General features: G+C 72.1%; 20 protein-coding genes and 2 pseudogenes. 11 read left to right on the forward strand and 11 right to left on the reverse strand.

The features are described from left to right. Window positions 1-253: 253 nt before the first annotated feature. From ACFXBC_RS05715 to ACFXBC_RS05735, 5 genes are read left to right on the forward strand one after another with little or no spacing between them, the layout of a single operon-like run. The gene (locus ACFXBC_RS05715) at window positions 254-1,834 is read left to right on the forward strand and encodes an ATP-binding protein (protein WP_385019047.1); all 1,581 of its coding nucleotides are present in this window, start codon (window positions 254-256) and stop codon (window positions 1,832-1,834) included. After that, complete coding sequence (locus ACFXBC_RS05720; RefSeq protein ID WP_266851262.1) at window positions 1,831-2,238, forward strand: roadblock/LC7 domain-containing protein; 408 nt, start codon at window positions 1,831-1,833, stop codon at window positions 2,236-2,238. Before ACFXBC_RS05715 ends, ACFXBC_RS05720 begins: the two co-directional genes overlap by 4 nt. Continuing rightward, window positions 2,235-2,609 carry a DUF742 domain-containing protein gene (locus ACFXBC_RS05725; protein WP_385019050.1) on the forward strand — a complete coding sequence of 125 codons (375 nt, stop codon included), beginning with the start codon at window positions 2,235-2,237 and terminating at the stop codon, window positions 2,607-2,609. The genes ACFXBC_RS05720 and ACFXBC_RS05725 overlap by 4 nt, the downstream gene beginning before the upstream one ends. After that, window positions 2,590-3,222, forward strand: coding sequence for an ATP/GTP-binding protein (locus ACFXBC_RS05730; RefSeq protein ID WP_385019052.1), 633 nt, complete (start codon window positions 2,590-2,592; stop codon window positions 3,220-3,222). The genes ACFXBC_RS05725 and ACFXBC_RS05730 overlap by 20 nt, the downstream gene beginning before the upstream one ends. Before the next feature lie 46 nt (window positions 3,223-3,268). Further along, on the forward strand, window positions 3,269-4,804 hold the full coding sequence (locus ACFXBC_RS05735) for a cytochrome P450 (protein ID WP_385019054.1): 1,536 nt from the start codon (window positions 3,269-3,271) through the stop codon (window positions 4,802-4,804). Here the strand turns inward: ACFXBC_RS05735 and ACFXBC_RS05740 are convergent. Continuing rightward, window positions 4,798-5,883, reverse strand: coding sequence for a terpene synthase family protein (locus ACFXBC_RS05740; RefSeq protein ID WP_385019056.1), 1,086 nt, complete (start codon window positions 5,881-5,883; stop codon window positions 4,798-4,800). The two genes, ACFXBC_RS05735 and ACFXBC_RS05740, sit on opposite strands and share 7 nt — an antisense overlap. Before the next feature lie 184 nt (window positions 5,884-6,067). Continuing rightward, complete coding sequence (locus ACFXBC_RS05745; RefSeq protein WP_385019058.1) at window positions 6,068-7,045, reverse strand: fibronectin type III domain-containing protein; 978 nt, start codon at window positions 7,043-7,045, stop codon at window positions 6,068-6,070. Between the two features lie 163 nt (window positions 7,046-7,208). Between ACFXBC_RS05745 and ACFXBC_RS05750 the strand changes: the two genes are divergently transcribed. Next, a complete protein-coding gene (locus ACFXBC_RS05750) occupies window positions 7,209-9,389 on the forward strand; it encodes an alpha-galactosidase (RefSeq protein WP_385019060.1) in 2,181 nt (726 codons plus the stop codon). Here ACFXBC_RS05750 and ACFXBC_RS05755 read toward each other — a convergent pair. Then, window positions 9,310-10,494 (reverse strand): DMT family transporter, encoded by a 1,185-nt coding sequence (locus ACFXBC_RS05755; protein WP_385019062.1) that lies wholly within the window; start codon window positions 10,492-10,494, stop codon window positions 9,310-9,312. The two genes, ACFXBC_RS05750 and ACFXBC_RS05755, sit on opposite strands and share 80 nt — an antisense overlap. Window positions 10,495-10,861: 367 nt before the next feature. Here ACFXBC_RS05755 and ACFXBC_RS05760 point away from each other — a divergent pair, with 367 nt between their 5' ends. Then, a complete protein-coding gene (locus ACFXBC_RS05760; RefSeq protein WP_385019064.1) occupies window positions 10,862-11,512 on the forward strand; it encodes a TetR/AcrR family transcriptional regulator in 651 nt (216 codons plus the stop codon). A 196-nt stretch (window positions 11,513-11,708) separates the two neighbouring features. On the opposite strand, the gene ACFXBC_RS05765 is transcribed toward ACFXBC_RS05760, so the two are convergent. After that, window positions 11,709-12,002 (reverse strand): YciI family protein, encoded by a 294-nt coding sequence (locus ACFXBC_RS05765; RefSeq protein ID WP_385019100.1) that lies wholly within the window; start codon window positions 12,000-12,002, stop codon window positions 11,709-11,711. A gap of 117 nt (window positions 12,003-12,119) precedes the next feature. Beyond that, window positions 12,120-12,944, reverse strand: a pseudogene (locus tag ACFXBC_RS05770) (GNAT family N-acetyltransferase); the annotation flags it as partial. Window positions 12,945-13,223: 279 nt separating this feature from the next. On the opposite strand from ACFXBC_RS05770, the gene ACFXBC_RS05775 reads away from it, so the two are divergent. Next, a complete protein-coding gene (locus ACFXBC_RS05775; RefSeq protein ID WP_385019066.1) occupies window positions 13,224-13,685 on the forward strand; it encodes a YchJ family protein in 462 nt (153 codons plus the stop codon). Window positions 13,686-13,727: 42 nt separating this feature from the next. Here ACFXBC_RS05775 and ACFXBC_RS05780 read toward each other — a convergent pair whose 3' ends face one another. Continuing rightward, window positions 13,728-14,123: a ribonuclease domain-containing protein gene (locus ACFXBC_RS05780; protein WP_385019068.1), complete on the reverse strand. Its 396-nt coding sequence runs from the start codon at window positions 14,121-14,123 to the stop codon at window positions 13,728-13,730. Between the two features lie 337 nt (window positions 14,124-14,460). Here ACFXBC_RS05780 and tdh point away from each other — a divergent pair, with 337 nt between their 5' ends. The 3 genes from tdh to ACFXBC_RS05795 are packed head-to-tail and all read left to right on the forward strand — an operon-like array spanning window position 14,461 to window position 17,627. Continuing rightward, on the forward strand, window positions 14,461-15,489 hold the full coding sequence (tdh, locus tag ACFXBC_RS05785; protein ID WP_385019070.1) for an L-threonine 3-dehydrogenase: 1,029 nt from the start codon (window positions 14,461-14,463) through the stop codon (window positions 15,487-15,489). A 39-nt stretch (window positions 15,490-15,528) separates the two neighbouring features. Then, entirely contained in the window at window positions 15,529-16,716 is a 1,188-nt protein-coding gene (locus ACFXBC_RS05790; RefSeq protein WP_385019072.1) for a glycine C-acetyltransferase, read from the forward strand. Next, complete coding sequence (locus ACFXBC_RS05795; protein ID WP_385019074.1) at window positions 16,713-17,627, forward strand: LysR family transcriptional regulator; 915 nt, start codon at window positions 16,713-16,715, stop codon at window positions 17,625-17,627. Before ACFXBC_RS05790 ends, ACFXBC_RS05795 begins: the two co-directional genes overlap by 4 nt. 54 nt (window positions 17,628-17,681) lie before the next feature. Here ACFXBC_RS05795 and ACFXBC_RS05800 read toward each other — a convergent pair whose 3' ends face one another. The 5 genes and pseudogenes from ACFXBC_RS05800 to ACFXBC_RS05820 form a co-directional block, all read right to left on the reverse strand. Next, the gene (locus ACFXBC_RS05800) at window positions 17,682-20,642 is read right to left on the reverse strand and encodes a glycoside hydrolase family 2 TIM barrel-domain containing protein (RefSeq protein ID WP_385019076.1); all 2,961 of its coding nucleotides are present in this window, start codon (window positions 20,640-20,642) and stop codon (window positions 17,682-17,684) included. A 79-nt stretch (window positions 20,643-20,721) separates the two neighbouring features. After that, window positions 20,722-21,963, reverse strand: a complete 1,242-nt coding sequence (locus tag ACFXBC_RS05805) for an FAD-binding protein (RefSeq protein ID WP_385019078.1) — start codon at window positions 21,961-21,963, stop codon at window positions 20,722-20,724. Window positions 21,964-22,065: 102 nt separating this feature from the next. Continuing rightward, the gene (locus ACFXBC_RS05810; RefSeq protein WP_385019080.1) at window positions 22,066-23,007 is read right to left on the reverse strand and encodes a M56 family metallopeptidase; all 942 of its coding nucleotides are present in this window, start codon (window positions 23,005-23,007) and stop codon (window positions 22,066-22,068) included. Continuing rightward, entirely contained in the window at window positions 23,004-23,375 is a 372-nt protein-coding gene (locus tag ACFXBC_RS05815; protein ID WP_385019082.1) for a BlaI/MecI/CopY family transcriptional regulator, read from the reverse strand. Before ACFXBC_RS05815 ends, ACFXBC_RS05810 begins: the two co-directional genes overlap by 4 nt. A 204-nt stretch (window positions 23,376-23,579) precedes the next feature. Next, window positions 23,580-25,508: pseudogene (locus ACFXBC_RS05820) on the reverse strand (MDR family MFS transporter); the annotation flags it as partial. Between the last annotated feature and the right edge of the window lie 76 nt (window positions 25,509-25,584).

The following is a 25,584-nucleotide window of genomic DNA, read 5'->3' on the forward strand; positions in this document are numbered from 1 at the left end:
GCTGCCCTCTTTCGGGGGCAGTTGGGACGCATGTTCGGTCACTCCGCGTGTGTGAACGGAAGCTGACCGTGTAAAACCGGCGAGTCTATTCCTCTGGAACCGTCACCGCACAAGGTTGGAAGAATATGCCGCCGCGGTGTTCTGATCGGGCTACGCTCGCTCATTGTGAGTTGAGATGACATGTATTCATGCACTTGTTCCCACATGTCTTGATAGTTCGATTCTCCCCACCGTCAACTGCCAGAGGGATCACATGGTTCGCGTTGAGGCGCCTCCAACCGATCGGACAGCGCCACTGGTCCGTGCGCTGCTGCTCTCCGTCGTCACGACGTCGGCAGCCACGGCCGTCGGCGCGCTCGCGGCCGACCGGGCCGCCCGGATACCCCTTGTCTGGGCCGGCGTACTGGCCACCGTCGTCATCGCCGTACTCGTCACCGCACTCGTCCGCCGCGCATCGGCGACCCGCGCGCTCCACCGGGCCTACGGCGAACGGCTGGCGTTCCTGGAGCAGCGGCTCGCCGCGCACGACGCGGAGACCGTACGGCTCGCCAAGGAGCTGATGCCCGCCGCGATCCACCGGCTCAAGCACGGTGAGTCGCCCCAGGAGGTCATGCGCATCCTCGTCGACAACAGCGAGATGTACCGCGACCTCCCCGCCGCGCAGCGCGAGATCCTCGCCTCCCTGCTGAAGATCGTCGACGACGAGGAGTCGCAGCGTGAGGGTGCGCAGTTCGCGTTCGTCGGCATCGCCCGCCGCGTCCAGGCCATCGTCCACCAGCAGGCCGCCGAGCTGCGGGAGATGGAGGAGGACCACGGCCGCCAGCCCGAGGTCTTCGACGACCTGCTCAGGCTCGACCACGGCAACGCGCTCATCGGGCGTCTCGCCGACAGCATCTCGGTACTGGGCGGCGCCCGGCCGGGGCGCCAGTGGCCCAAGCCCGTACCGCTGTTCAGCGTGTTGCGCGGGGCGATGTCCCGCATCCTGGAGTACCCGCGGGTCGATCTGCACTCCATCGCCAAGGTCGCCATCGTCGGCCCGGCCGTCGAGCCGCTGATCCACGCGGTCGCCGAACTCCTCGACAACGCGACCCGCTACTCGCCCCCGCAGACCCGCGTCCATGTCACCGCGGTCGAGGTGCAGACCGGGATCGCCGTCGAGATCGAGGACGGCGGGGTCAGCCTCAGCGAGGAGGCCCGCAAGCGTGCCGAGGGCATGCTGATCAAGGCGCAGGCCGGAGCCGACCTGAACAACCTGGGCGAGTCGCCCCGGCTCGGCATGGCCGTCGTCGGCCGGCTCAGCCAGATGTACAACCTCAAGGTCGCACTGCGGCAGTCGGCCTACGGCGGCGTCCGTGCGGTACTGATCGTGCCCCGCGAGATGATCACCACAGGCCCGGCACCCGGGATCGCACACGGAATCGGTGCGGCCGGACAGCCCCGCACCGGAGCGGACACGGACATCGGCGCGTTCGCCGACCGGGTCCCCTCCAGGGCGCCGCGCAAGGCCACCGCGCCGAAGCGCCCCGCCCCGGCGGCGCTGTCGATGGAGGACGACGTACCGGTGGTGACCGAGTGGACCCCGAACGGGCTGCCGCAGCGCCGTAGCCGGCTGCGTACGTCCTTCGGCTCCGAGCAGGCGCCGGTGCCCGCCCCGGCGCCCGAGCCCGACCCGTACACGCCCCGGGCGCCCGAGCAGGAGCAGCAAGCGGAGAAGGAGGAGCCCCAGCCGGGAATCTGGCTGGAGGCCTTCACCAAGGCGGCCAACGGAGTGCCGCAGGAACCGTCGCCTGTCGGAGAGACCGGCGATCAGTGGGACAAGGGGGACCTGGCGTGATTCAGCAACTGGGCAGCATGGACTGGATGCTCAAGGAGCTGGCCGACGGGGTCCCCGGGATTCAGCAGATCGTGGTGCTCTCGGCGGACGGCCTGCGGATCGCCCGCCACGGCGGTGACCCGGACGGCGCCGACCGGCTCGCCGCGGCCTGCGCCGGATTGCAGAGCCTGGCCGCCGCTGTCGCCACCGAGATCCCGGACAGCGACGGCAGAATGCGGCTCGTCGTCATCGAGATCACCGGCGGGTTCTTCTATCTGATGGCCGCGGGCACCGGCTCCTATCTCGCCGTCCTCACCGATGAACGGGTCGAGGCCGGCCTGGTCGGCGCGCAGATGCGCGACATGGTGGTACGGATCGGCGCCCATCTGGCCAGCCCGCCGCGCCACGACGGGAAGGCCGGATGAATTCGCCGCCCCGCAGAGAACGCCGGAAGGCAGAACCGGACACGGGGGACCCGGAACGGCTCTACGTCATCACCGGCGGGCCGGACGGCGGCGAACGGGCCGCGCTCGACCTGGTCACCATCGTGGTGTCCCGTGCCGAGCCGTCCCCGACCGTCCAGCCGGAACAGGCCGCGATCGTACGGCTGTGCACGTCGCCGTTGTCCGTGGCCGAGATCTCCGCCTATCTGCGCCTGCCGTTCAGCGTGGTGACCGCGCTGCTGACCGATCTCCTCGCGGCCGAACTGGTCGAGTCGCGCGCGCCCATCGTCCGGGCCGCGCTGCCGGACCGGGCCCTTCTCGAAGCGGTGATGCATGGACTCCAGAAGCTCTGACACGATCGCAGGCCCCAGGAGGGAAGACGTACTGCCCGACACGGCGACGGCCGCGGTCAAGATCGTGATCGTCGGCGGGTTCGGGGTCGGCAAGACGACGATGGTGCGATCGGTGAGCGAGATCCGCCCGCTGACCACCGAGGAGACGATGACCCAGGCCGGGGTCGGCGTCGACGACAACTCCGGTGTGGAGAGCAAGACCGCCACCACCGTAGCGATGGACTTCGGCCGGATCAGCATCAGCGAACAACTCGTGCTCTACCTCTTCGGCACACCCGGCCAGGAACGCTTCTGGTTCCTGTGGAACGGCCTCTTCGAGGGCGCGCTCGGCGCCGTCGTCCTGGTCGACACCCGCAGGCTGGAGGTCAGCTTCGACGTGATCGGCAGGCTTGAGGAGCGCGGTGTGCCGTTCATCGTCGCCATCAACACCTTCCCGGACGCCCCGCGCCACCGACTGGAGGCGCTGCGGGCCGCACTCGACCTGCCCGACGAGATCCCCATCGTGGACTGCGACGCACGTCAGCGCGGATCCAGCCGCGACACCCTGATGGCCCTCATGCGCTATCTGCACTCCCTCGCCATGCGACGCGCCCAGCAGCCGTCCGGCCGATGACCCCGGACGCCCCCACCGTCCCCCGTCCGTACGTATTGGAGTGACCGTGACAACCCCCTTCGACCAACAGCCCGGCACCGGCGCGGCAGTCCCGCCGCCGCAGTGTCCGGCCCACGGGCTCGGGCCCGGCGGGCTGCGCCGGCTGTACGGGACCGAGGCAGAGCAGGACCCGATGGGCCTGTACGAGAAGCTGCGTGCCGAGCACGGCCCGGTGGCGCCCGTACTCCTGCACGGCGACGTCCCCGCCTGGCTGGTGCTCGGCCACAGCGAGAACCTGTACATGACCCGTACGCCCTCGCTCTTCTCCCGTGACTCACGCCGCTGGCGCGCCATCCAGGACGGCACGGCGGCCCCCGACCACCCGCTCGCGCCGATCTTCACCTGGCAGCCGATCTGTGTCTTCGCGGACGGCGCCGAACACGAGCGGCTGCGCGGCGCGGTCACCGACGCGATGGCGCACATCGACACCCGCAGCACCCGCCGCTTCATCAACCGCTACAGCAACCGGCTGGTGAACGACTTCTGCCAGGACGGCAAGGCCGATCTCGTCAGCCGGTTCGCCGAACACCTGCCGATGATGGTGATGTGTCAGATCCTCGGTATGCCCGAGGAGTACAGCGAACGGCTGGTGGAGGCCGCCCGCGACATGATCAAGGGCACCGAGACCGCCATCGTGAGCAACGCCTATGTGATGGCGGCGCTCAACCGGCTGGTGGCCCAACGCCGTTCCGCCCCGCAGGAGGACTTCGCCAGCCGGCTCATCGCCCACCCGGCGGGGCTCACCGACGACGAGGTGAGCCAGCACATGCGGCTGGTGCTCATCGCCGCCTACGAGACCACCGCGAACCTGATCGCCAATGTGCTGCGCATGGTCCTCACCGACCCCCGGTTCAGGGCCCAGTTGAGCGGCGGCCATATGACGGTGCCCGAGGCGGTCGAGCAGACGCTCTGGGACGAGCCGCCCTTCACCACGATCTTCGGCCGCTGGGCGGTCGGTGACACGGAGCTGGGCGGCCAGCGGATCAGGGCGGGGGACGCCCTGGTCGTGGGGATCGCCGCCGCCAACATCGATCCGGTCGTACGCCCCGACCCGGCCGCCTCCATGCAGGGCAACCGGGCCCATCTCGCCTTCAGCGGCGGTGCGCACGAGTGCCCCGGGCAGGACATCGGGCGGGCCATCGCGGATGTCGGGGTCGACGCGCTGCTGATGCGGCTCCCCGATGTGGAACTGGCCCTGGACGAGCACGAGCTGAGCTGGACCGGCTCGCTGATGTCCCGTCACCTGGACCAGCTGCCCGTGACGTTCGCGCCGCGCCCGCCCCAGGACATCATGGTGGCGCCGTCGCCAGCGGCGATGCCGCCGCCCCGTACCGACTGGGAGGTCACCTCACAGCCGCCGACCACACCGCCGGTCGTGCCGCAGCAGGCGCCGCCGCCGGTCCAGGCGACGCCGGCCGGGGCAAATCCGGCTGGTACGACGCCGGTTCAGGAGCCGCCGCCCGGTGCGGCGGTACCGGCCCAGCGCGGACCGGCACCACAGCGGCTCTGGCGCGCGCTGACGAGCTGGTGGCGCGGCTACTGACCGTCGTCGAGCTGGTCCCACCACCAGGAGACGGACGCCAGCGGAAGCGGGTCCTGGTCCACCACGGCCGGGAGCCGCTTCCACCAGGAGTCCGGCCCGGTGGCGGGGGCGCCCGGCACGGTGTACCGGGGGCAGACCGAGGCCCAGTCCAGATGGCCGCGCACGAACTGGCCCAACCCGTCGACATAGCGGCTCAGTTGGGGACCGGCGTCCCGCAGTGCCCGCTCCCGCAGCCGCATGAAGAGCACCATCACCCGGTCGCGCATCACCACGGCCTCCTGCTGGGCGCGCAGGGCATCGATGCCGTACTCCTGGGCCAGTACGTCGATCAGGTTCAGATCGTCGTCGGCCCGCAGGAGTTCCTTGTTACGGGAGTAGAGGTCGTTGTCCCAGCTGACCAGGGTCCAGGTGATCTCGGTCAGCGCACGTATCCGGGGGTCCTCCAGCTCCTCGTCGGTGAGGGTCAGCCCTCCGGCGATCTCGATCATCGCGGTGGAGGGTGCCATCCCTATGGCCCGCATCCAGAGGGTGACGTAGTCGTCCAGGGGCGGCAGGCCGGGGCTGCTGCGCCAGGACGCCTCCCAGACGAGCCCGGAGGTGTAGACGCGCATGGCGTCGGTCCAGCGGCGCAGCTGGACGGGGGTCGCGTGCCGGGCGAGGTCGAGCCTGATGGACCGCAGTGCGGCCGTGCGCGCCGACTCGCCGGGTGACGGCGTCGCGTACGGGGCCTCGACGGCGCGCATGATGCGGCCGGTCTCCTGGGCGAGCAGGCCGGCGGTGGCGTAGGACTCGTCGCACAGTCCGTCGTCGAGCGAGAACAGCACGGCGTGCAGCCGGGCCATCAGGGTGAGTGGCTCGATCCGTCCGTACGGCATGGTCGACGCGGTGAGACCGCCGAAGTCGCAGAGGGTCAGCCGGCGGCGCTGCTGCTCGTCGGTGTCCAGGTTCTGCTGCAGCATCCACCGTACGGTCGCCTCATTGAGCGACGCCTTCGCGGGGTGGGTGTCGGGCGGCACCGGGCAGTAGAAAGGCGCTGCTGGGAGCTGTTGAACCAGCCGTTGGTGCGGGGCGATGGTCATGATCAGCCTCCAAGTGCGGAATGCCTGACTGTGCGCTGGAGCGTAAGCGCCCACGCCCGATCGTTGTTTACCATACAACTAGCAGGCCAGTGACCTCAATTGATCAATAATTGTCTTGATTCGAATCTAGCGCAGGTGTGTTCCGCGGTCGACACTCCGCGGCCCGCTGTGTGTGCGGGCCCGGTCAGAAAGTGACCACTCGCTCGGCCGAGAACGTGCCCCAGTCGCCGTCGGGGAGCTTGGCACGGATCCGCACCCGGTAGACCGTGCCCGGCTTCTCGGGTGCCGCGAAGGTGTACGTGGCCGTGTGCCGCGGCGCGTCCGCGCCCCAGGCGATCGTGGTGGTGAGCCGGGATCCGAGATACATCTGGTACTCCGTGACCTCGCCGCCCGTGTCCGGCACGGTCCAGGAGAGCCGGACGCTGCGAACGCCTTTCCGTACCCGGGGTGTTGCGTGGAAGCCGGTCGGTGCGGTGGCGGGGGGCCGGCCGGGTGCCGAAGCCGTCGTCAGATCGGCGCCGCCGCTGGGCGCGGACGAGTTGTCGGCGCCGTCCCGTGCTCGCACGGTGAAGGTGTAGACCGTGGCCGGCCGTAGTCCGGTGATCCGTGCCGTGGTGAGGCCGCCGGACACGGTGTGGATCTTCGACTGGCCCTGGTAGATGTCGTACGACGTCACACGGACGTTGTCGCGGGAGCGGGACCAGGAGAGCGTGGCGGCATGGGCGCCTTCCGCGACGGCCCGCAGATGTCCCGGCCGGGACGGCGCGCGGTGGTCGTCGGGGACCCGGGCGGGAAGCGTCACGCGGACCGCCCGGCTGAGGGGCGAGAGGCGGCCCGCCGAGTTCCTGGCCCGGACCCTGAACTCATAGGCGGTGGAGGGCTTCAGGCCGCTGATGTCCACCATGGTCGTGGTGGCCGGGACGCTCTTGGCCATGCTGTCGGCGCTGAAGATCTCATAGGCCGTGATCTTCTCGGCGGCCGGGTCCGGCTGCCACATCACATGGGCGGAATCGGCACTGCTCGCCTGCACCGACACACCGCCCGGCGCTGACGGACTTGGGGTGTGCGCCGCCGTGCCACCGCTCCCGCCGCACCCGCCGAGCAGGAGGCAGCCGGTGATGACGGCGGCGGCGAACGGGGCGGGGCCTGAGTGACGGTGCACGGTGTCCGGTCTCCGTCCGACGGGAATGGTCTAGACATATATGGCACACCGCGCGACGCGCGACAAGGGGTCGGTGGGGCGGGGGACGCGTACGGGGACCGGGTCCGGGGCACCGATGACCTTCCCGGGACGGGCCCGGGAAGAGCGGAGAGGATGCTCCCGTATGACCCGTACCGCACCCAGGACCGTCCAACTGCGCGCAGCCGGCGTCGGACTCGTTGTCGAGCTGTCCGCTCCGCTGCCCCGCATCCTGCACTGGGGTGAGGATCTGGGCGGGCTCACCGACGAGGAGTGTGCCGCCCTCGCGCTCACCGCCGACGGCGCGGTACTCCACAACTCGCTCGACGGACCAAGGCAGTTCACCGTCTGGCCCACCGAGGCCGACGGCTGGTCCGGCACCCCCGCCCACCAGGGCCATCTGGCCGGGACCGCCACCACACCCAAGCCCCGCCTCGTCGCCGCCGACGAGAGCGACGGCGAACTGGTCGTCCGGCTCGCCGACGACGGCGCCGGCCTCGATCTCACCCTGGTCTACCGGCTCGATCCCTCCGGGGTCCTGGCGGTACGGACCACGGTCGCCCGGCGCCCGGACACGGACCCCGCGCCGTACGACCTCGGTGCCGTCACCACGCTGCTGCCGCTGCCGCGCAGGGCCGCCGAGATCCTCGACTTCACCGGCCGGTGGTGCCGCGAGAGGTCCCCGCAGCGCAGGCCGCTCGGGCACGGCAGCCATGTCAGGGAACAGCGCCGGGGAAGGACCGGCCACGACGCCCCGCATCTCCTGACGGTCGGGGTGCCCGGCTTCGGGTTCCGCACCGGCGAGGTATGGGGCGTCCACATCGGCTGGAGCGGGAACCAGCGCTGGCTGGCCGAGCGGCTGCCCGAGGGCGCCGGGGCCCACGCCTCCGTGCTCGGCGGCGGCGAACTGCTCGCGCCCGGTGAGATACGGCTGGCGCCGGGGGAGACGTACACCTCGCCGGTCTGCTGGTTCGGCTGGTCCGGGTCCGGGCTCGACGGGCTCGCCGACCGCTTCCATACGCTGCTCAGGGCCCGGCCCTCGCATCCGGGGACTCCGCGGCCGCTGACCCTGAACAGCTGGGAGGCGGTGTACTTCGACCACCGGCCCGAGCGCCTCATCGCCCTGGCCGACACGGCGGCCGACATCGGAGTGGAGCGGTTCGTGCTGGACGACGGCTGGTTCCTCGGCCGGCGGGACGACACCGCGGGGCTCGGGGACTGGACCGTCGACCCTTCGGTGTGGCCCGACGGGCTGACTCCGCTGGCCGACCGGGTGCATGCGCGCGGTATGCAGTTCGGCCTCTGGGTGGAGCCCGAGATGGTCAGCCTGGACTCGGAGCTGGCCCGCGCCCACCCCGGCTGGATCCTCGGGCCGGGCGCCGGACTCGGCCCGTCCTCCCGCCACCAGTACGCGCTCAATGTCGGGCACCCCGGGGCCTGGGCCTATCTGCTGGAGTCGCTCGACACCCTCATCACGCGCTACCGCGTCGACTACCTGAAGTGGGACCACAACCGCGATCTGCACGAGGCGGTCCACCGGGCGGCGGACGGCCGCGACCGGCCGGGTGTGCATGCCCAGACCGAGGCGCTGTACCGGCTGCTCGACGCGCTCAGGGAACGCCACCCCGGCCTGGAGATCGAGAGCTGCTCCAGCGGCGGGGCCCGTGCCGACCTGGGGGTCCTGGCTCATACGGACCGGGTGTGGGCGTCGGACTGCAACGACCCCGTCGAGCGCCAGGCCATCCAGCGCTGGACCGGCCAGCTGCTGCCGCCCGAGCTGATCGGCTCCCATGTGGGCGAGGCCCGCAGCCACACCACCGGGCGCCTCACGGACTCCTCCTTCCGGCTGCTCACCGCGCTGTTCGCACACGCCGGGATCGAGCGCGACCTCGGCGCCTGCTCACCGGATGAGCTGGCGGAGCTGAGGGCCTGGGGCGCTCTCTACAAGGAGCTGCGGCCGCTGCTGCACGGCGGGCGGGTGGTCCGCGCCGATCTCGGCGGCGGCGCCGCGCTGCTGCACGGGGTGGTGGCCCCGGACGGAAACGCGGCCGTCTACTGCTGGGCGCAGTCGGCCACATCGCCTGAGGCTCAGCCGGGCCGGGTCGCGCTGCCCGGCCTGGACCGTACGGGCAGCTATCGGGTCCGCGTCAGGAAGGAGGCCGGGCTGCCCTCGTTCCGTGAGGTGGCGGCGCCCGCGTGGGTCGCGGCGGCCCTGGACGGCTGGGTGACGCTGCCGGGCCCGGTACTCAGTGCGGCAGGGGTGCCGATGCCGGTGCTCGATCCGGGGCAGGCGCTGCTGATCGAGGTACGGCGGACGGCGCCGTAGCGGTCTGCGGCAGGCGGGTGACGGTGATCGGCAGTTCGGGCAGGGCGGGCGACGGCAGCAGGCGCAGCGGCTCGGCCGGAGCGGCTGACGGGGGTGCAGCCGAAGGGGGTACGGCCGACGGGGATGCGGCTGACCGGGACGGCGCCGACGAGGATGCGGCCGACCGGGATGCGCCCGGCGTGGAGGACGGCTCGGACGGAGCGGCCGGCGCGAGTGCGGCCGGTTCCGGTGACGGCGGTGCGGCCGGTGGGCGGTCCGCGGACTGCACCGCCGCGGCCTCCCGGGTCAGGAGGACCACGCCCCGGGCGGCGGCCGCCGCCCCCACCGCGGCCAGCAGGATCCCGACCGCGCCGCCCTGGAGGCGCTCACCCAGCAGGGCCAGGCCGATCACCGATGCGGCGACCGGGTTGGCGAGCGTGACCATGGCGAGCGGGGCACCGAGTCCGCCCCGGTACGCGGTCTGCGAGAGCAGCAGCCCGCCCACGGCGAAGGCCGCGACGAGCAGCGCCACGACGGCCGTACGCCAGCCGACCGCCGGACCGTGCGCGTGCTCGGTGACCGAGACCGTCACGGTCTGGGTGAGCGCCGAGGCGACGCCCGATACGATCCCGGACGCGGTGGCGAACCGCAGGCCGGAGCGGGCCCCGGGCCTGCCGGCGCGCCGCACGAGAGCTGCGACCAGGACGAGCGCCACTGCCGCGATCCCCAGCACCTCGGGGAGCGAGAGCGTCTCGTGCGGAGGTGTGCCCCCGGCAGCAAGGAGCAGTGCGGCCAGACCGAGCAGGGTGAGTACGGTGCCACGCCACTCGGTCCTGGCGACCCGGCGCCCGGCGAGGTGGGCGCCCAGCGGAACGGCCGCGACGAGGGTCAGCGCGCCGAGCGGCTGTACGAGGGTGAGCGACCCGTACTTCAGCGCCGCCACATGCAGCAAGGCCCCCGCCGCGTTGAGGCCGACCGCCCACCACCAGGCACCGTGGCCGAGCAGCCGCAGCAGACCGGAGCCCGGCCGGGTGCGGGACGCGAGGCGTTCCTGCGCGACCGCCGCCGTGGCATAGCCGACGGCGGACAGCAGGGAGAGGGCGACAGCGGCCAGGGTGGCGTTCACGGGCACGCTCCAGGGGTGGCGAGCGCACGGGCGGGCCCTGAGGAGGAGCTGCGGACGCGGTCCACGTCGTGGAACGCCGTGAGGGCACTCATCACCCCGACCCCTTCCCAGTGGGCAACGGAACTGTGCAACGGAACTGTGCAGCAGGACTGCGTAACTGGACTGCGTCACCGGACCGCGTACCGGAACCGCGTAGCGGCAACCGATGCGGGATCCGGTGGACCCGGATCACACTCATCGAAACGACAGTGTACCGAAACGACAGTGTACCGATACGGAGACGTATCGGTACACCAGCGTATCGGTACACTGGCGTATCGGTACGCTGAAGGACCGATGCTGCTCGTCACACCGAGAGGGAGAGCTCATGCCGCCCCAGGACTCCGCGACACCGTCCTCGCGCTCCAAGATCACACCGGAGCGTGAGCAGGAGTTCTTCGAGGCGGTGCTGGAACTGCTCCGCGAGGGTGGCTACGACGCGCTGACGATGGAGGGCGTCGCATCCCGGTCGCGCTGCGGGAAGTCCACGCTCTACCGGCAGTGGGGGAGCAAGCCGCAGCTGGTGGCCTGCGCGCTCCGCGGCACCCGTGGCGGAAACCTCACCAGCATCGACACCGGCACGCTCGCCGGGGACCTGCGGGAGGCCGCGCGGTTGCTGGGGGCGCATTCGGGTCGTGACACCCCGCTGATGCACGCGCTCAGCCACGCGGCCCTGCAGAACCCGGAGCTCCTGGAGGCGCTGCGCGAAGGGCTCGTCGAGCCGGCCGCTGCGGCGATCGACGCGATGGTCGCCCGCGCGGTGACCAGGGGCGAGGTCGCGGCGGACAACCCCGCCCTTGAGTTCGTCGCACCCCAGCTCATGGGGGCGATGCGGATCCGGCCGATGCTGACGGGCCACTACGGTGATGCCGAGTACCTCGTCCGCTTCATCGAGGGTGCGGTGCTCCCGGCGCTGGGGCCGGCGGGCTCCGCGGACCGGGAGATCCCGAAGGTGCCCGACCCCGCGAGCCCGGTCTGATGCACACAAGGAGGCCCGGGGGCTGAGGACTCCGGGTCCCGAAGACTGGCGGCCGTCGCCGAGCGGATGACGGCGGACCGCCTGCGCCGCACCGTGGGGACGGGGGCGGCGCGCTCCTCCGCCCGGAGCCAGGACCGCACAGCGGCCGGCTCCGGGCGGCGAGGGAGGCCGCCCTCCCGCCTGACCGGTCCGGGCTCTACAACTGCTGCCGGAAAGCGGCGAGTTCCGGTGCGGTCTTCGTCGCGATGAACTCGGTGATCCGGTAGGTGCAGACACCCCCGGTCACGAACGGGTCCTCCGCGGTGAGCTTCTCCACCGACGCACGGTCCGCTCCCACGGCGAGGATGATCCCGCCGTCCCGCGGGTTCTTCCGCCCCGACGCGATGAAGACGCCCGAGGCGTACGCGGCGTCCAGCCAGGCGACATGCTGGTCGAGGAGTGCGTCCACGCGCTCGATGGGGCCGGTGTAGGTCAATTCCAGTACGAACATGATCAGCAGGCTACGCCGCTCCCCCGAAGGGTCGGCGGTACGGTCGCCGCCCCCGCTCCGGCCCAGGTCGAGCTGGTACTCGGCCGTCCGGTGCGTCGGCAGATAGCCCAGGGCGTCGTTGACGGCCCGCATGGCCGGATTGTCGTCGGCGGTGTCGGTGAGCAGCGCGCCGAGCCCCGGGTGGCGTTCGCGGGTGCGGCGGATCGCCTCGGCCTTCATCCAGTACGCCAGTCCGCGCCCCCGGTGCTCGGGCAGGACGCCGGTGCCGTAGTGCTGGGCGTCGCCCGTCCCGCTGCCCGGGACGACCAGTTCGCTGAATCCGGCGATCGTGCCGTCCGACTCGTCCAGCACCGCCACCGTGTACAGCAGATCGCCCCGCTCGCGTACGACAGCGGCGGCCTCCCGGACGCGGTCCGCGTCCCAGACCACGGTGCCGTAGTCCGTCTCGCCCATCGGCATGTCGTCCATCGCGCGGTGCGCCGCCGCGAACGTGTCGGCCAGCTCGCCCGGGACCGTCCCGGCCCAGGACAGCAAATGGTAGCCGGGCCGGTCCTGCGCCACGATGCCCGCCAGGGCGGGGAGGTTCGCGCCGGCGAGCGGGAGCCGTGCGTAGGTGAGGCCAAGGACCCGGCGGAAGCCCCGGCCCGCGAGGAAGACCGCGCCGTCGGAACCGGCTGCCGCCTGGGCGATGACGGTGCTGCGGCCGTCATCGCGTACGGCGTCCACCGCCGTTTCGAGCAGCCGCGACCCGGTGCCCCTGCGCCGCTCGGCCGGGTGCACCTGGAGTTCCAGCTCGGCGAGATGGTCCTGGCCGGGCCTGGTGAACAGCCGCAGGAACAACGAGCCGACGGGGTTGCCGTCCGCGTCGGACGCCAGCCAGACCAGGCGGCGGTTCGACGGGCCACTCGCCGGATCGGACAGCGGAGTGATACGGACGGACACGGCAACTCCAGGGCGGGGCGGGCGGTTCGACGGGCCCGGTGAACCTAGTCACCGCCCTGCTCCTCGGCAAGCGGTTATCCACCCGGTACGGGAGCGTGCCGGTACGGGGATGTGGGGACGGCCGCGGTACGACTCCCCGGGGGGGATGCGTGAACAGGGCGCCGTGTCGAAGGCCCCGGGGACTCGCCGCGCCCAGGGGACTCACGGAGGAGTCGCCGACGAGCCGGGTACACGGAGCCCCGGCGCCGCCGGGTGCCGGCTGCGGGCAGAATGCAGGGTATGTCCCGACGTACCCCCCGCTCGCAGAGGCCGCAGCCGCCCCAGCGCATCCAGCGGTCGCCGCGGAGCCGGCCGGCCGCGGATGCACCCTGCCCCTGCGGTCTGCCCGCCCCGTACGGCGAGTGCTGCGGCCGCTTCCACAGCGGGCAGTCCGCCGCCCCCACGGCCGAGGCGCTGATGCGGTCCCGGTTCAGCGCGTTCGCCGTCGAGGACGCCGCGTATCTGCTGCGCAGCTGGCACCCGGGGACGAGGCCGCCCCGCGTCGACTTCGACGCGGGGCAGCGGTGGCAGCGCCTGGAGATCCTGGCGGCCACCGGGGGCACCGCCTTCCACACCACCGGCACGGTCACCTTCCGCGCCCACTGCACCGTCCGGGGAGAGCCCGGCGAACTGCGCGAGCACAGCAGGTTCGAGCGGTACGAGGGTGCCTGGGTGTACGTGGACGGGGACACGGAGGAGTGATCCGGCGGTCCGGCGGGGTGCGCGGGACGTCCGCCGCGGGGGTCAGCAGCCGAAGTCGACCTGCTTGAACGTGACGTAGTGGTCGGCCGTGTAGTAGTCCTCGGCGCTCTTCTCGCCGGTGATGATGCGGCGGGCCCCACGGGTCGAGCTGCCCGGTGTCTTCACCGTGTACTCGTGGTAGTAGCCGGTGGACTGCGACGGCAGGACGCCTTCCCGGTTCTGGAAGACGACCCCGTCCTGGGAGTACGGGAACGGGCCGTTGGTCTTGATGAGGTCCAGTGTGTCGTGCGCCTGGGAGGGGAGGGCGCCGTAACAGATGGTTCCGCTCACGGACGCGTGGGCTTCGGTCGCGAGGAACACGGTAGGCGTGACGACGATCGCGGTGGCGACGCCGACGGCAGCAGCACGAGTGCGCAACGCGCGTAGAGTGATTCGCATGGGTCCAGGATGAGGGCGCCTTGAGCTCAGCGGAAGAGGCATGATGAACCGTCACTTCCGCTTTACCCGGAGGCAATTGACCTCCACTGAACTTTCACCCGATACGCGCGCACCGGCCGGGCGCCGTGTGATTCCCGGCGCAGTCCGTGTGTCCTGCGAAGCGGCGCGGAGGGTGGGACAGGGGCAGCGGCGAGCGGACGGGCCGCGAACCGCCGGGCGCCGTGTGAAGCTCCGCTGTGGGCCCGCTTAAGAAATCCTCGATGGACTTGGCAGGCCGCGGCTCGGCAGATTGGTGCCCAGACCACCGCACATCACCGTCACGCCTGGAGCCGCCGCGATGAAGGCCCTTGTCAAGCAGCATGCCGAGCCCGGCCTCTGGCTCCTGGACGTACCCGAGCCCGAGCCCGGCCCCGGCGATGTGCTGATCAAGGTGGCGCGTACCGGTATCTGCGGTACGGACCTCCACATCCGCTCCTGGGACGGCTGGGCGCAGCAGGCCGTCACGACACCGCTGGTCCTGGGCCACGAGTTCGTCGGTGAGGTCGCCGAAGTCGGCGCCGATGTCTCCGACATCGCCGTCGGCGACCTGGTCAGTGGCGAGGGCCACCTCGTCTGCGGCAAGTGCCGCAACTGTCTCGCGGGCCGCCGGCACCTGTGCCGCTCCACGGTGGGCCTCGGCGTGGGGCGCGACGGCGCGTTCGCCGAGTACGTGGTGCTCCCCGCGTCCAACGTCTGGGTGCACCGCACCAAGGTCGACCTCGATGTCGCCGCGATCTTCGACCCGTTCGGCAACGCGGTCCACACCGCGCTCTCCTTCCCGCTGGTGGGTGAGGACGTGCTGATCACCGGCGCGGGCCCGATCGGCATCATGGCGGCGGCCGTGGCGAAGCACGCCGGTGCGCGCAACGTCGTGATCACCGATGTCAGCCCCTACCGCCTGGACCTGGCCCGCAAGGCCGGGGCGACCCTCGCGCTCAATGTCGCCGAGAGCGGCATCGCCGACGCGCAGCACAGCCTGGGCCTGCGGGAGGGCTTCGACATCGGCCTGGAGATGTCCGGGCGGCCCGAGGCCATGCGCGACATGGTGGACAACATGACGCACGGCGGCCGTATCGCGATGCTGGGGCTGCCCGCCGAGGAGTTCGCGGTCGACTGGGCGAAGATCGTCACCTCGATGATCACGGTCAAGGGCATCTACGGCCGGGAGATGTTCGAGACCTGGTACGCCATGACGGTGCTGCTCGAAGGCGGGCTCGACCTCTCCCCGGTGATCACCGGCAAGTACGCCTACCAGGACTTCGACGCGGCATTCGACGAAGCGGCCGGCGGCAACTGCGGCAAGATCATTCTCGACTGGACGGCCTGACCAGAACCTCCTGACCCGAACACCACGAGGAGCACCCTGATGTACGAGTCCGTCCGCGACGGTCTGCGCGCCACCCTCGACGAGATCACCGAAGCCGGTCTCTTCAAGCCCGAGCGCGTCATCACCACCCCGCAGAGCGCGGCCGTCGGCGTCGCGTCCGGCGAGGTGCTGAACTTCTGCGCCAACAACTACCTGGGCCTCGCCGACCACCCCGATGTGGTCGCCGCCGCCAAGGACGCACTGGACCGCTGGGGTTACGGCATGGCGTCCGTACGCTTCATCTGCGGCACCCAGGACGTTCACAAGCAGCTGGAACAGCGCCTCTCGGCCTTCCTCGGCCAGGAGGACACGATCCTCTACTCGTCCTGCTTCGACGCCAACGGCGGAGTCTTCGAGACGCTGCTCGGTCCCGAGGACGCGGTGATCTCCGACGCCCTCAACCACGCTTCCATCATCGACGGCATCCGCCTCTCCAAGGCCCGCCGCTTCCGCTACGCCAACCGCGACCTCGCCGACCTGGAGCAGCAGCTCAAGGCGGCGGCCGATGCCGGGGCACGCCGCCGGCTCATCGTGACCGACGGCGTGTTCTCGATGGACGGGTACGTCGCCCCGCTCGCCGAGATCTGCGATCTGGCCGACCGCTACGAGGCGATGGTCATGGTCGACGACTCGCACGCCGTCGGCTTCGTCGGCGCGGGCGGCCGCGGCACCCCCGAGCTGCACGGGGTGATGGACCGGATCGACATCATCACCGGCACCCTCGGCAAGGCGCTCGGCGGGGCCTCCGGCGGTTATGTCGCCGCCCGCGCCGAGATCGTCGCCCTGCTGCGCCAGCGCTCCCGCCCGTACCTCTTCTCGAACTCGCTGGCCCCGGTGATCGCCGCCGCCTCGCTGAAGGTCCTCGACCTGATCGAGTCCGCCGGTGAGCTGCGGGAGCGCCTGGACGCCAACACCCGGCTGTTCCGTACGAGGATGACCGAGGCGGGCTTCGAGATCCTGCCCGGCGACCACGCCATCGCCCCCGTGATGATCGGTGACGCGGCGGAGGCTGGCCGGATGGCCGAGCTGCTCCTGGAGCGCGGCGTCTATGTGATCGGCTTCTCCTACCCGGTGGTCCCGATGGGCAAGGCCCGCATCCGGGTGCAGCTCTCGGCCGCGCACTCCACCGCCGACGTCGAGCGGGCCGTGGCGGCGTTCATCGACGCACGGGCGACAATGGCAGGGTGATCGACCCCCGCCGCCTGCGCATTCTGCGGGCCGTGGCGGACCACCGTACGGTGACCGCCGCGGCCGCAGCGCTCTATCTGACCCCGTCCGCCGTCTCCCAGCAGCTCGCCGCGCTGGAGCAGGAGACCGGGCACGCGCTGCTCACCCGCAGCGGCCGCGGGGTACGTCTGACCGCCGCCGGTGAGATCCTGCTCACCCACGCCCACGCGGTCCTCGCCCAGCTGGAACGCGCCGAGGCCGAACTGGCGGCCTACGCGGGCGGCGCGTCCGGCGAGGTCACGGTCGCCGCCTTCGCGACCGGGATCGCCGAAGTGCTCGCCCCGGCCGTCCGGGACCTGGCCGGGCACAGCCCCGGCATCCGGGTCCGGGTCCGCGACTCCGAGGGCGACGAGAGCCTCACCCTGGTCCTGGACGGGGAGGCCGATCTCGCACTGGCCGTCGAGTACCGCGGTGCGCCCCGCGAGGACGACCGCAGGCTGGCCAGGGTTCCCCTGTACGCCGAGCCGTTCGACGCCGTACTGCCCGCGGGCGACCCGCTCGGCCAGGGGCCCCATGTGACCCTGGCCGAGCTGGCCGACAGCGAGTGGATCGGCCCCTATCCGGGCAACCCCTGCCATGACGTGGTGCTTCTGGCCTGCGAACGCGCCGGGTTCCAGCCCCGCCTCATGCACTCGTCGGACGACTTCAGAGCCGTAGTCGCGCTGGCCGGTGCGGGCGCCGGAGTGGCCCTGGTGCCCCGCTCCGCGCTGCGCGGGATGGAGCTGAAGGACACCGTGGTCCGCCCCGTGGAGGGCCCCGCCGCGACCCGCCGGGTGTTCGCCGCCGTACGCAGCGGCGCCGAGCACCACCCGCTGTTCCGGCCGCTGCTCGACGCGCTCGTCGCCGCTGCGGCCGGGCTGACCACGGGCTGACCGCGCACGGGCTGACCGCGGCCGTCGCAACCGGCCGCGGGCTCAGCCACGCGCTCAGTCCGCCGAATCAGTGGTTCCAGCCGGGCCAGTCGGGTCCGCCGGGCCAGCCGGGTCCGTCGAGTCCGCCGGGTCCGTCGGCTCCGTGGTGAAGACGAACCCGAACGTAGCGGGCCGCGCGCGGAGCTGGTGCTCCGGCAGCACCCCCGGCCCGCAGGACTGCGAACCGATGCCGTGCTGGGCGTGGTCGAGGTTCACCCAGACCTCCCGGCCGGGCGGGGGCAGCTCCGTGCGGTGTTCCGCCGCGTCCAGCTGCTCGCTGGTCCAGCGGCGCGCCGTGAACCAGAACTCCGGGTCGCCCGCCACCCGCAGACCGCCGAGCGCCGCCCACCGGACGCCGGGCCTGGCGCCGTTCTCCTGCGGGCGGACGTACGGCGTCCACAGGTCGTCCACCGAGGACTCCCAGCGGCCGAGCCGCGAGGCCGCGCGGGTGTCGGGATACGCCTCGCCGGGACCGCCGCCGAACCAGGTGACCGGTCCGGCCCCGTCCGGGAGCGCGAAGCGGAGGCCGAGCCGGGGGAGCGGCACCGTCCACTCGCCCTCGGGCGTGACGGACACCGTGAGCCGCAGCCGGGTCCCGTCACTGGTCCAGCGGTACACGGTCACCAGGCCGGTGCCCCGCGCCGCGGGCGCCACCCTGGTCCGTACCGTCAGCGCGGCGCCGGACAGCTCCACGGCGTCCAGCCGGTGCTGCATCCGGTGCAGCCCCAGCTCGCGCCAGAGCTGCCCGTAGCGGGCGCCGGTCACCGGGTCGGTGCCGTTGTCGTTGTCCGTCGGGGCACGCCAGACGTCCAGCCGCAGGTCCCGCAGAGCGGTGTGCCCGATCCGCCGCAGCTCCCCGGTGCGGGCGTCGAAGGAGGCGGGGCCGAGGGTGACCAGTTCCCCGGCGCGGCGCGGAGCGCTGGTCTCCGGTACGGCCGGAGCCGGCCGGCCAGGTGCGGCGGGCAGCTGCGCCCAGGCCACCTCGTGGCCGGTGCCGTCGGCGAGCAGGGCCCGCACCGTCCAGTGGCTCTCGGCGTCCCGCCCGGAGTCCGGCGGGGCCGGGAGCGGCACATCGGCCCGCTCCCCGGGCGCCAGCGGCGGTACGTCGAGCACGCCCCCGCTCAGGGCCTCGCCCGCCGCCTCGTACGACCAGGCGAAGACGAGATGCGACAGATCGGTGAAGTCGTAGCGGTTGGCGATCCGTACCGTCCCGGCGGCTCCGCCCCCGTCGATGGTCACCGGCTCGATGACCTTCTTGTACTCGATGAGGCCGGGGGAGGGGGTGCGGTCCGGGAAGAGCAGCCCGTCGCAGACGAAGTTGGCATCGTGCAGCTCCTCGCCGTAGTCACCGCCGTAGGCGTAGCCGAGCACCGGGTGGGTCAGACCGTGGTCGATCCACTCCCAGACGAAACCGCCCTGGTTGCGGCCGTACGCGTCGAAGAGCTGCTGGTACTCGGTGAGGCCGCCGGGACCGTTGCCCATGGCATGCCCGTACTCGCAGAGAACGAAGGGGAGTTGGCGCCGCTCCTGCGGCCCGCCGTCCTCGCCGCGGCCGATGGCCGCCACCTCGGCGTGCGAGGCGTACATCCGCGAGTACATGTCGGTGTCCGCGCACGACGGATCGCCCTCGTAGTGGATGAGCCGGTCCGGGTCGCGGTCCCGGATCCAGCGGGCCATGGCGGTGAGACCGCGTCCGGTCCCGCACTCGTTGCCGAGCGACCAGACGACGACCGAGGGGTGGTTCTTGTCGCGCTCCACCATGCGGGCCGCCCGGTCGAGCAGCGCAGGGGTCCAGCGCTCGTCGTCGACCGGATTGTCCCGCCACTCCTGCTCGGTGAAGCCATGGGTCTCCAGATCGCACTCGTCGACGACCCAGAGGCCCAGCTCGTCGCAGAGGCCGAGGAAGTCCGGGTGGGGCGGGTAGTGGCTGGTGCGTACGGCGTTGATGTTGTGCTGTTTCATCAGCGTCACATCGGCCCGCATGGTCTCCAGGTCCAGGGTCCGGCCGGTGTCCGGGTGGAACTCGTGGCGGTTCACCCCGCGGAAGAGGATCCGCCGCCCGTTGACCTCGATGACGCCGTCCTGGACCCGGACCGTACGGAAGCCGATCCGCAGCGCCACCCGCTCACCCGCCGTGGCCAGTTCACCTTCGTACAGCCTCGGGGTTTCGGCGGTCCACGGCTCGACCGGTACCGACACCTCGTCACCCGCCGCGAGGCCGACCCCCAGCTCCGGTACGGTCACCCGGCCCGGCACCGCGCTGTCCACCCGCAGGGTGCCCCGGCCGGTGAGATGGTCGTAACCGGCGTGCACGAAGAAGTCACCGGCGGCGCCCTCCGGACGGTGCAGCAGGGTGACGTCGCGGAAGATGCCCGGCAGCCACCACTGGTCCTGGTCCTCCAGATACGACCCGGACGACCACTGGTGGACGCGGACCGCGAGGACATTGCCCCCGGGCCGCAGCAGCGCGCCGACGGCGAACTCGTGGGGCAGCCTGCTGCCCTTGAACTCGCCCAGCTCCTCGCCGTTCAGCCAGACCCGGGCGCACGACTCGACCCCGTCGAACCGCAGCACGGCGTCACCGGACGACGGCCACCGTGCGGGCAGGCCGAAGGTGTACAGATGGTCACCGGTCGGATTGCCGGTCGGCACCCGGGGCGGGTCGACCGGGAAGGGGTACAGGTGGTTGGTGTAGACCGGTGCGCCGTGCCCCTGGAGGACCCAGTGGCCGGGGACCGCCACCTCGTCCCAGCCGCTCGCGTCGTACTCCGGCGAGGCGAAGGAGGCGTCGGCGGCGTCGGCGGTCGGGGAGAGCCGGAAGCGCCACCTTCCGTTCAGCGAAAGGGTCATGGCGTCGGACTCCGCGTACCTGGCGCGCGCCGGGAGGGCGCCGCTGCCGGGGGACACGTCTTCGTAGTACGGGGTGTTCGCGTGCGGGGTCTTCACGTAGGGGGTGTTCACGTGCGGGGTGCTCATCGGTGCGGGATCTCCTCGCTCTTGGGCTTCCCGGACGGGGCGGGGGCCAACGCCCCCGCTCCCGGCGTGCGTTCGCCCCTCATACGGCTTCGAGTACCGGTTCGAGGAAGGCATTGGTGAACTTGCCCCGCGGATCGGTCTCCCGCACCAGGGCGCGGAAGTCCGCCAGTCTCGGGTACAGCGCGGGCAGCCGCCCGGCCGGCACGGTGGACAGCTTCCCCCAGTGCGGACGCGCGGCGAACGGCTCAAGACGCTCTTCGAGCAGCCCGAGCACCGGCAGTACGGCCGCGGTGTCCCTGACCCAGGTGAAGTGCAGCCCGACCGTGTCGCGGCCGTGGGCCGGACTCAGCCACAGGTCGTCGGCGGCCACCGTCCGCACCTCGCAGACCTGCAGCAGCGGGGCGATCGTGTCGCGCACCGCGGCGACGGCGTGCAGCGCGGCGAGCCCGTGACGCCGGTCCACCAGATACTCCGACTGGATCTCCTCGCCCGAACTCGGGGTGAACTCCGCCCGGAAGTGCGGCAGCCGCTCGTGCCACGGCCCGGGCACCCCCTGCTGCCGGGTGCAGTGGACGGGCGGCATACCCGCAACGGGATGCAGCGGGCCCGGTGCCTCGGGTGCCCAAGGGAACGCGGGCGCACGGTCCGGGGCGTACTTGAGCCACACCTGGCCGAAGCGCGGGCCGCGCCAGTCGGTGAAGAGACTGACGCTGTACGCCGCCGACATCACCGCGTCGAAGTGCTCGTCGAGGACCGGGAGCGGCAGCCCGGTGCGGACCTGCTGGGCCAGCTCGAAACCCGGTACCAGGTCCAGCGTGAGCGAGGTGACGGCGCCGAGCGCGCCCAGCGAGACCACGGAACCCGCGAAGCGCTCACCGTCCCGGTCGCGGCCGATCGTCAGCAGCTCACCGTCGGCGGTGACCAGCTCCAGCTCCCTGACCGCGCACGCCAGCCCGCCGATGGCGACCCCGGACCCATGGGTGCCGGTGGCCACCGAGCCGGCGACGGAGATGTGCGGCAGGGACGCCATGTTGGGCAGGGCGAGTCCGTGTGCGTGTACGGCGCGGGCCAGCTCGGCGTACCGTACGCCCGCCGCGACCCGGACGGTCGAGGCGGCCCGGTCCACCTCGATCTCCGGGGGCAGCCCGGCCACCGAGACCAGGGTGCCGTCGGTGTCCGCGAGGGTGTTGAACGAGTGACCGCTGCCCAGGACGCGCACCCGGGCGGAGGAGGCGACGAGCGTGCGGAGCTCGTCCAGGGTGGCGGGCCGGTCGATGTGCTGTGCCGTGAAGGCGATGTTCCCCGCCCAGTTCGTCAACATGTGCGGATGGTAATCGTCGGTCGGCCCGCACAGACAGGGGTGTTGAGCAGGTCTTTCAGCAACGCACCGGCCTCGGGGAGCCCGGTGCGCCGCCCCCACGGGTCAGCGGTGTCCGGCCCCGGCCTGGGCCGCCTCGATGCCGCCGTGCAGATCTGTCGCGGCGTCGAGCGCACCGGCCGCCGACAGCGAGAGACACACCAGCAGCCCTCCGGCGACCACCCGGGCGGCCCGCCCCTGCCACCTGTGGTGCCGCGCTCCGGCCGGACGGTGGCCCAGCAGCGCGGCGACCCGGCGCGGGACAGGCCCGGCCGTGGCGGCGAGTACGGAGCGGGGGCGCGCCACGGGAGTCCGGTGGGCGGCCAGCGCCGCGCGGCCGATGGCGCGGGCCGCGAGAGAGCGGTCGCCGACGGCGCGGGCGGCCGACTCGTCGGCGCAGCGCTCCAGGGCGTAACCGAGGGGCGCCCGCAGCCCGCGCAGCGCCGGGTGGCAGAGCGCGGCCAGCTCGGCTGCCGCGACGAAGAGGTGGTGGCGGCCCGCGAGGTGGGCGCGCTCGTGCGCGAACAGCGCCTCGCGCTCGGCCGGTGTCAGGGCCCGCAGCATGCCGGTGGTGACGACGATCCGGCCGGGTCGGCCGGGCAGCGCGTACGCGTCAGGGGCGGTGTCGCGCACCACGGCCAGTCCGGCGCCGGGCCCGACCGCCCGCCGGGCCTCGTGCAGCTCGGCGCGCTGCCGCAGCACGGTCCGTACGAGGGCGGTGGCGCAGACGGCGAGCGCGACGGCTGCTGCCACGGCCGCGACGGCGGTGAGCGGCCCGTCGCCGCTCACCGGGCGGATCAGCCGGCCGAGTGCGGCGACCGGCGGCAGCCGCAGCAGACCCGCCAGGACGAGCAGCCCCAGGGCCGCGGCCGAGCAGCCGCCGAGCGCGAGCGCCGCCGCCGTCAGCAGCCGGACGGCCTGCCGGGGCGCCAGCAGCTCGGCGAGCCACCGGGCGGCGGGCGCCACGGCCAGGGGCACGAGGAGGGGCACCCACACCGCGTAGATCACTTGCCCTCGCTCTCCAGCAGTTCGCGCAGCAGACGCTCGTCATCGGAGCTCAGCCGCGAGACGAACCGGGCGAGCACCGTGGAGCGGTCCTGCTCCTTCTCCAGTTCGGAGTGCATCCGGCGGGCGGTCAGACCGGGCGAGTCCTCGGTCGGGGTGTAGGCGAAGCCGCGGCCCTCGCGGGTCCTGGTGACCCACTCCTTGTCGTGCAGCCGGCTCAGGATCGTCGTCACGGTGGTCCTGGCGAGCCCGTCGCCCAGGGCGCGCTGCACATCGGCGGGGGTCAGCGGCGTCCCGGCCGCCCACAGCACGGCGAGCACACTCGCTTCCAGCTCGCCGGCCGGGCGCCGTTCCGGGCGCTCCTCGCTCATGGGCCTTCCTCCAGGGTGGGCACCGCTGATCCGGCGGGCGGGCCGGGGCGCCGTGGTTCTCCGGGGCCGCTGGTGTGCGGGCTCCGCACACCATTATGAAAGAACGCCCGGCATCCGGATCCCGAGCCCCCGGCACCGCCGCCTTTCACCGGGCGGATCCCCTGCGGGGGCCGGTATCCGGGGGCCCGGCGCCCGGGGGCCGGGTCAGTGCGTGGCGGTGGCTGTCCCGCGGGCCGGTGGCAGGCCGGTGGCCAGGTCCTCGGCGAGCAGCCGCTTGGCGATGGCGTCCGCCGCCGCCCGCAGCTCGGCGCTGCTCCGTCTGCCGGTGTCCGCCTCCAGCCGGCTGTTCAGCCACTGCGCCCACGCCGCCGTGATGATCTGCGCCTCCCGGAAGCCCGCATCGGTGTGTGAGAAGAGGCTGCCGTCCCGGGTCAGATAGCCCTCGTCGACCATCCGGTCGAAGACCGGCACCAGCACCTCGGGCGGGATCCGGTACCGGGCGGCGGTCAGACCGATACCGGCGTGCCCGACCAGCCGGGTGAGCAGCTCGACCTGCATCACGGCCCAGGCGCCCGCCACATCGAGCCGGGTGTCGGACTCCGCGACGATCCGGCGGGCGGCATCCTGGGTCTGGCTGTGCAGGATCTTCGCGACGGAGAACTCCAGCATCTTCGCCGGGTCCCCGGACGCGGGAGCGGCGAAGCCCTCACCCATGTCGGTCGAACCGGCACGGGCCGAGTCGCGGAGCCGCACCTGCTTCAGGAAGAGCGCCACGACGAACCCGATGAGCGCGACCGGCACGGTCCACAGGAAGACGGTGTGGATGGTGTGCGCGTACGCCTGGATGACCGGCTCCGCCGTGGCGCCGGGGAGCCGGTGCAGCGACTTCGGGTCCTGGGCCGCCCGTGCGACCTTCGCCGGGGCGGTGCCGGAGACCGCCGCGGCCTGCCCGATGGCCGAACCGAGCCTGGGCTTCAGGGTGTTGGCGTAGATGGTGCCGAACACCGCGGTGCCGAAGGCGCTGCCGAGCGTACGGAAGAACGTCACACCGGAGGTCGCGGTGCCCAGGTCGGAGTAGTCGACGGTGTTCTGCACCGCGATGGTCAGCACCTGCATGCAGAGACCGATACCGAGGCCGAGCACGAACATGTACAGCGACTCGCGCCACACGCCCGAGTGCGGACCCATCCGCGACATCAGGAACAGCCCCGCCGCCATCACCAGCGCTCCCGCGATGGGGAAGATCCGGTAGTTGCCCGTCTTGCTGACGACGTTCCCGCTGAACACGGAGGCGATGAGCAGCCCGATGACCATCGGCAGCGTCCGTACACCGGAGATCGTGGCCGAGTCCCCGTCGACGTACTGCAGATAGGTCGGCAGGAAGGTCATCGCGCCGAGCATCGCGAAGCCCACGATGAAGCTGAGAATGGAGCAGACCGCGAACACCGGGTTGGAGAACAGCCGCATGGGCAGCATCGGTTCGGCCGCGCGGGTCTCGGCCGCGCAGAACAGCGCGAGGGCGACGAGCCCCAGCGCGAACAGGCCGATGATGGTGCCGGAGCCCCAGGCGTACTGGTTGCCGCCCCAGCTGGTGGCCAGGATCAGCGCGCTCGCCCCGACCGTGACGAGGGTGATGCCCGGATAGTCGATGACCGGCCGGCCGGCGGATCTGACGGAGGGGATGTTGCGGGCGGCCGCGATCACCACAAGGACGGCGATCGGGACATTGACGTAGAACGCCCAGCGCCAGGTCAGATGATCCGTGAACACCCCGCCGAGCAGCGGGCCGATCACGGTGGAGACCCCGAAGACCGCCCCGATCGCGCCCTGGTACTTGCCCCGGTCGCGCAGAGGGATGACGTCCGCGATCAGCGCCATCGAGGTGACCATCAGCCCGCCCGCGCCGATGCCCTGGACCGCGCGCCAGGCGATCAGCAGCAGCATGTCCGTCGCCAGGCCGCAGAGGAACGAGCCGGTGATGAAGACGATCGCCGAAATCTGGAAGACCCGCTTCCGCCCGAAGAGGTCACCGAACTTGCCGACCAGGACCGTCGAGACCGTCTCGGCGAGCAGATACGCGGTGACCACCCAGGACATGTGTGACGCTCCGCCCAGGTCCGAGACGAGGGGGGGGGCGCCCGGGGGGCCCCCACAACTGGGGGGGGGGGGCCACCGCACAACCCACCGGTAAAGGGGGAAACCCATGGTG

It is taken from the genome of Streptomyces sp. NPDC059398 (assembly GCF_042751845.1).
In the GTDB taxonomy this organism is placed as follows: Bacteria; Actinomycetota; Actinomycetes; order Streptomycetales; family Streptomycetaceae; genus Streptomyces.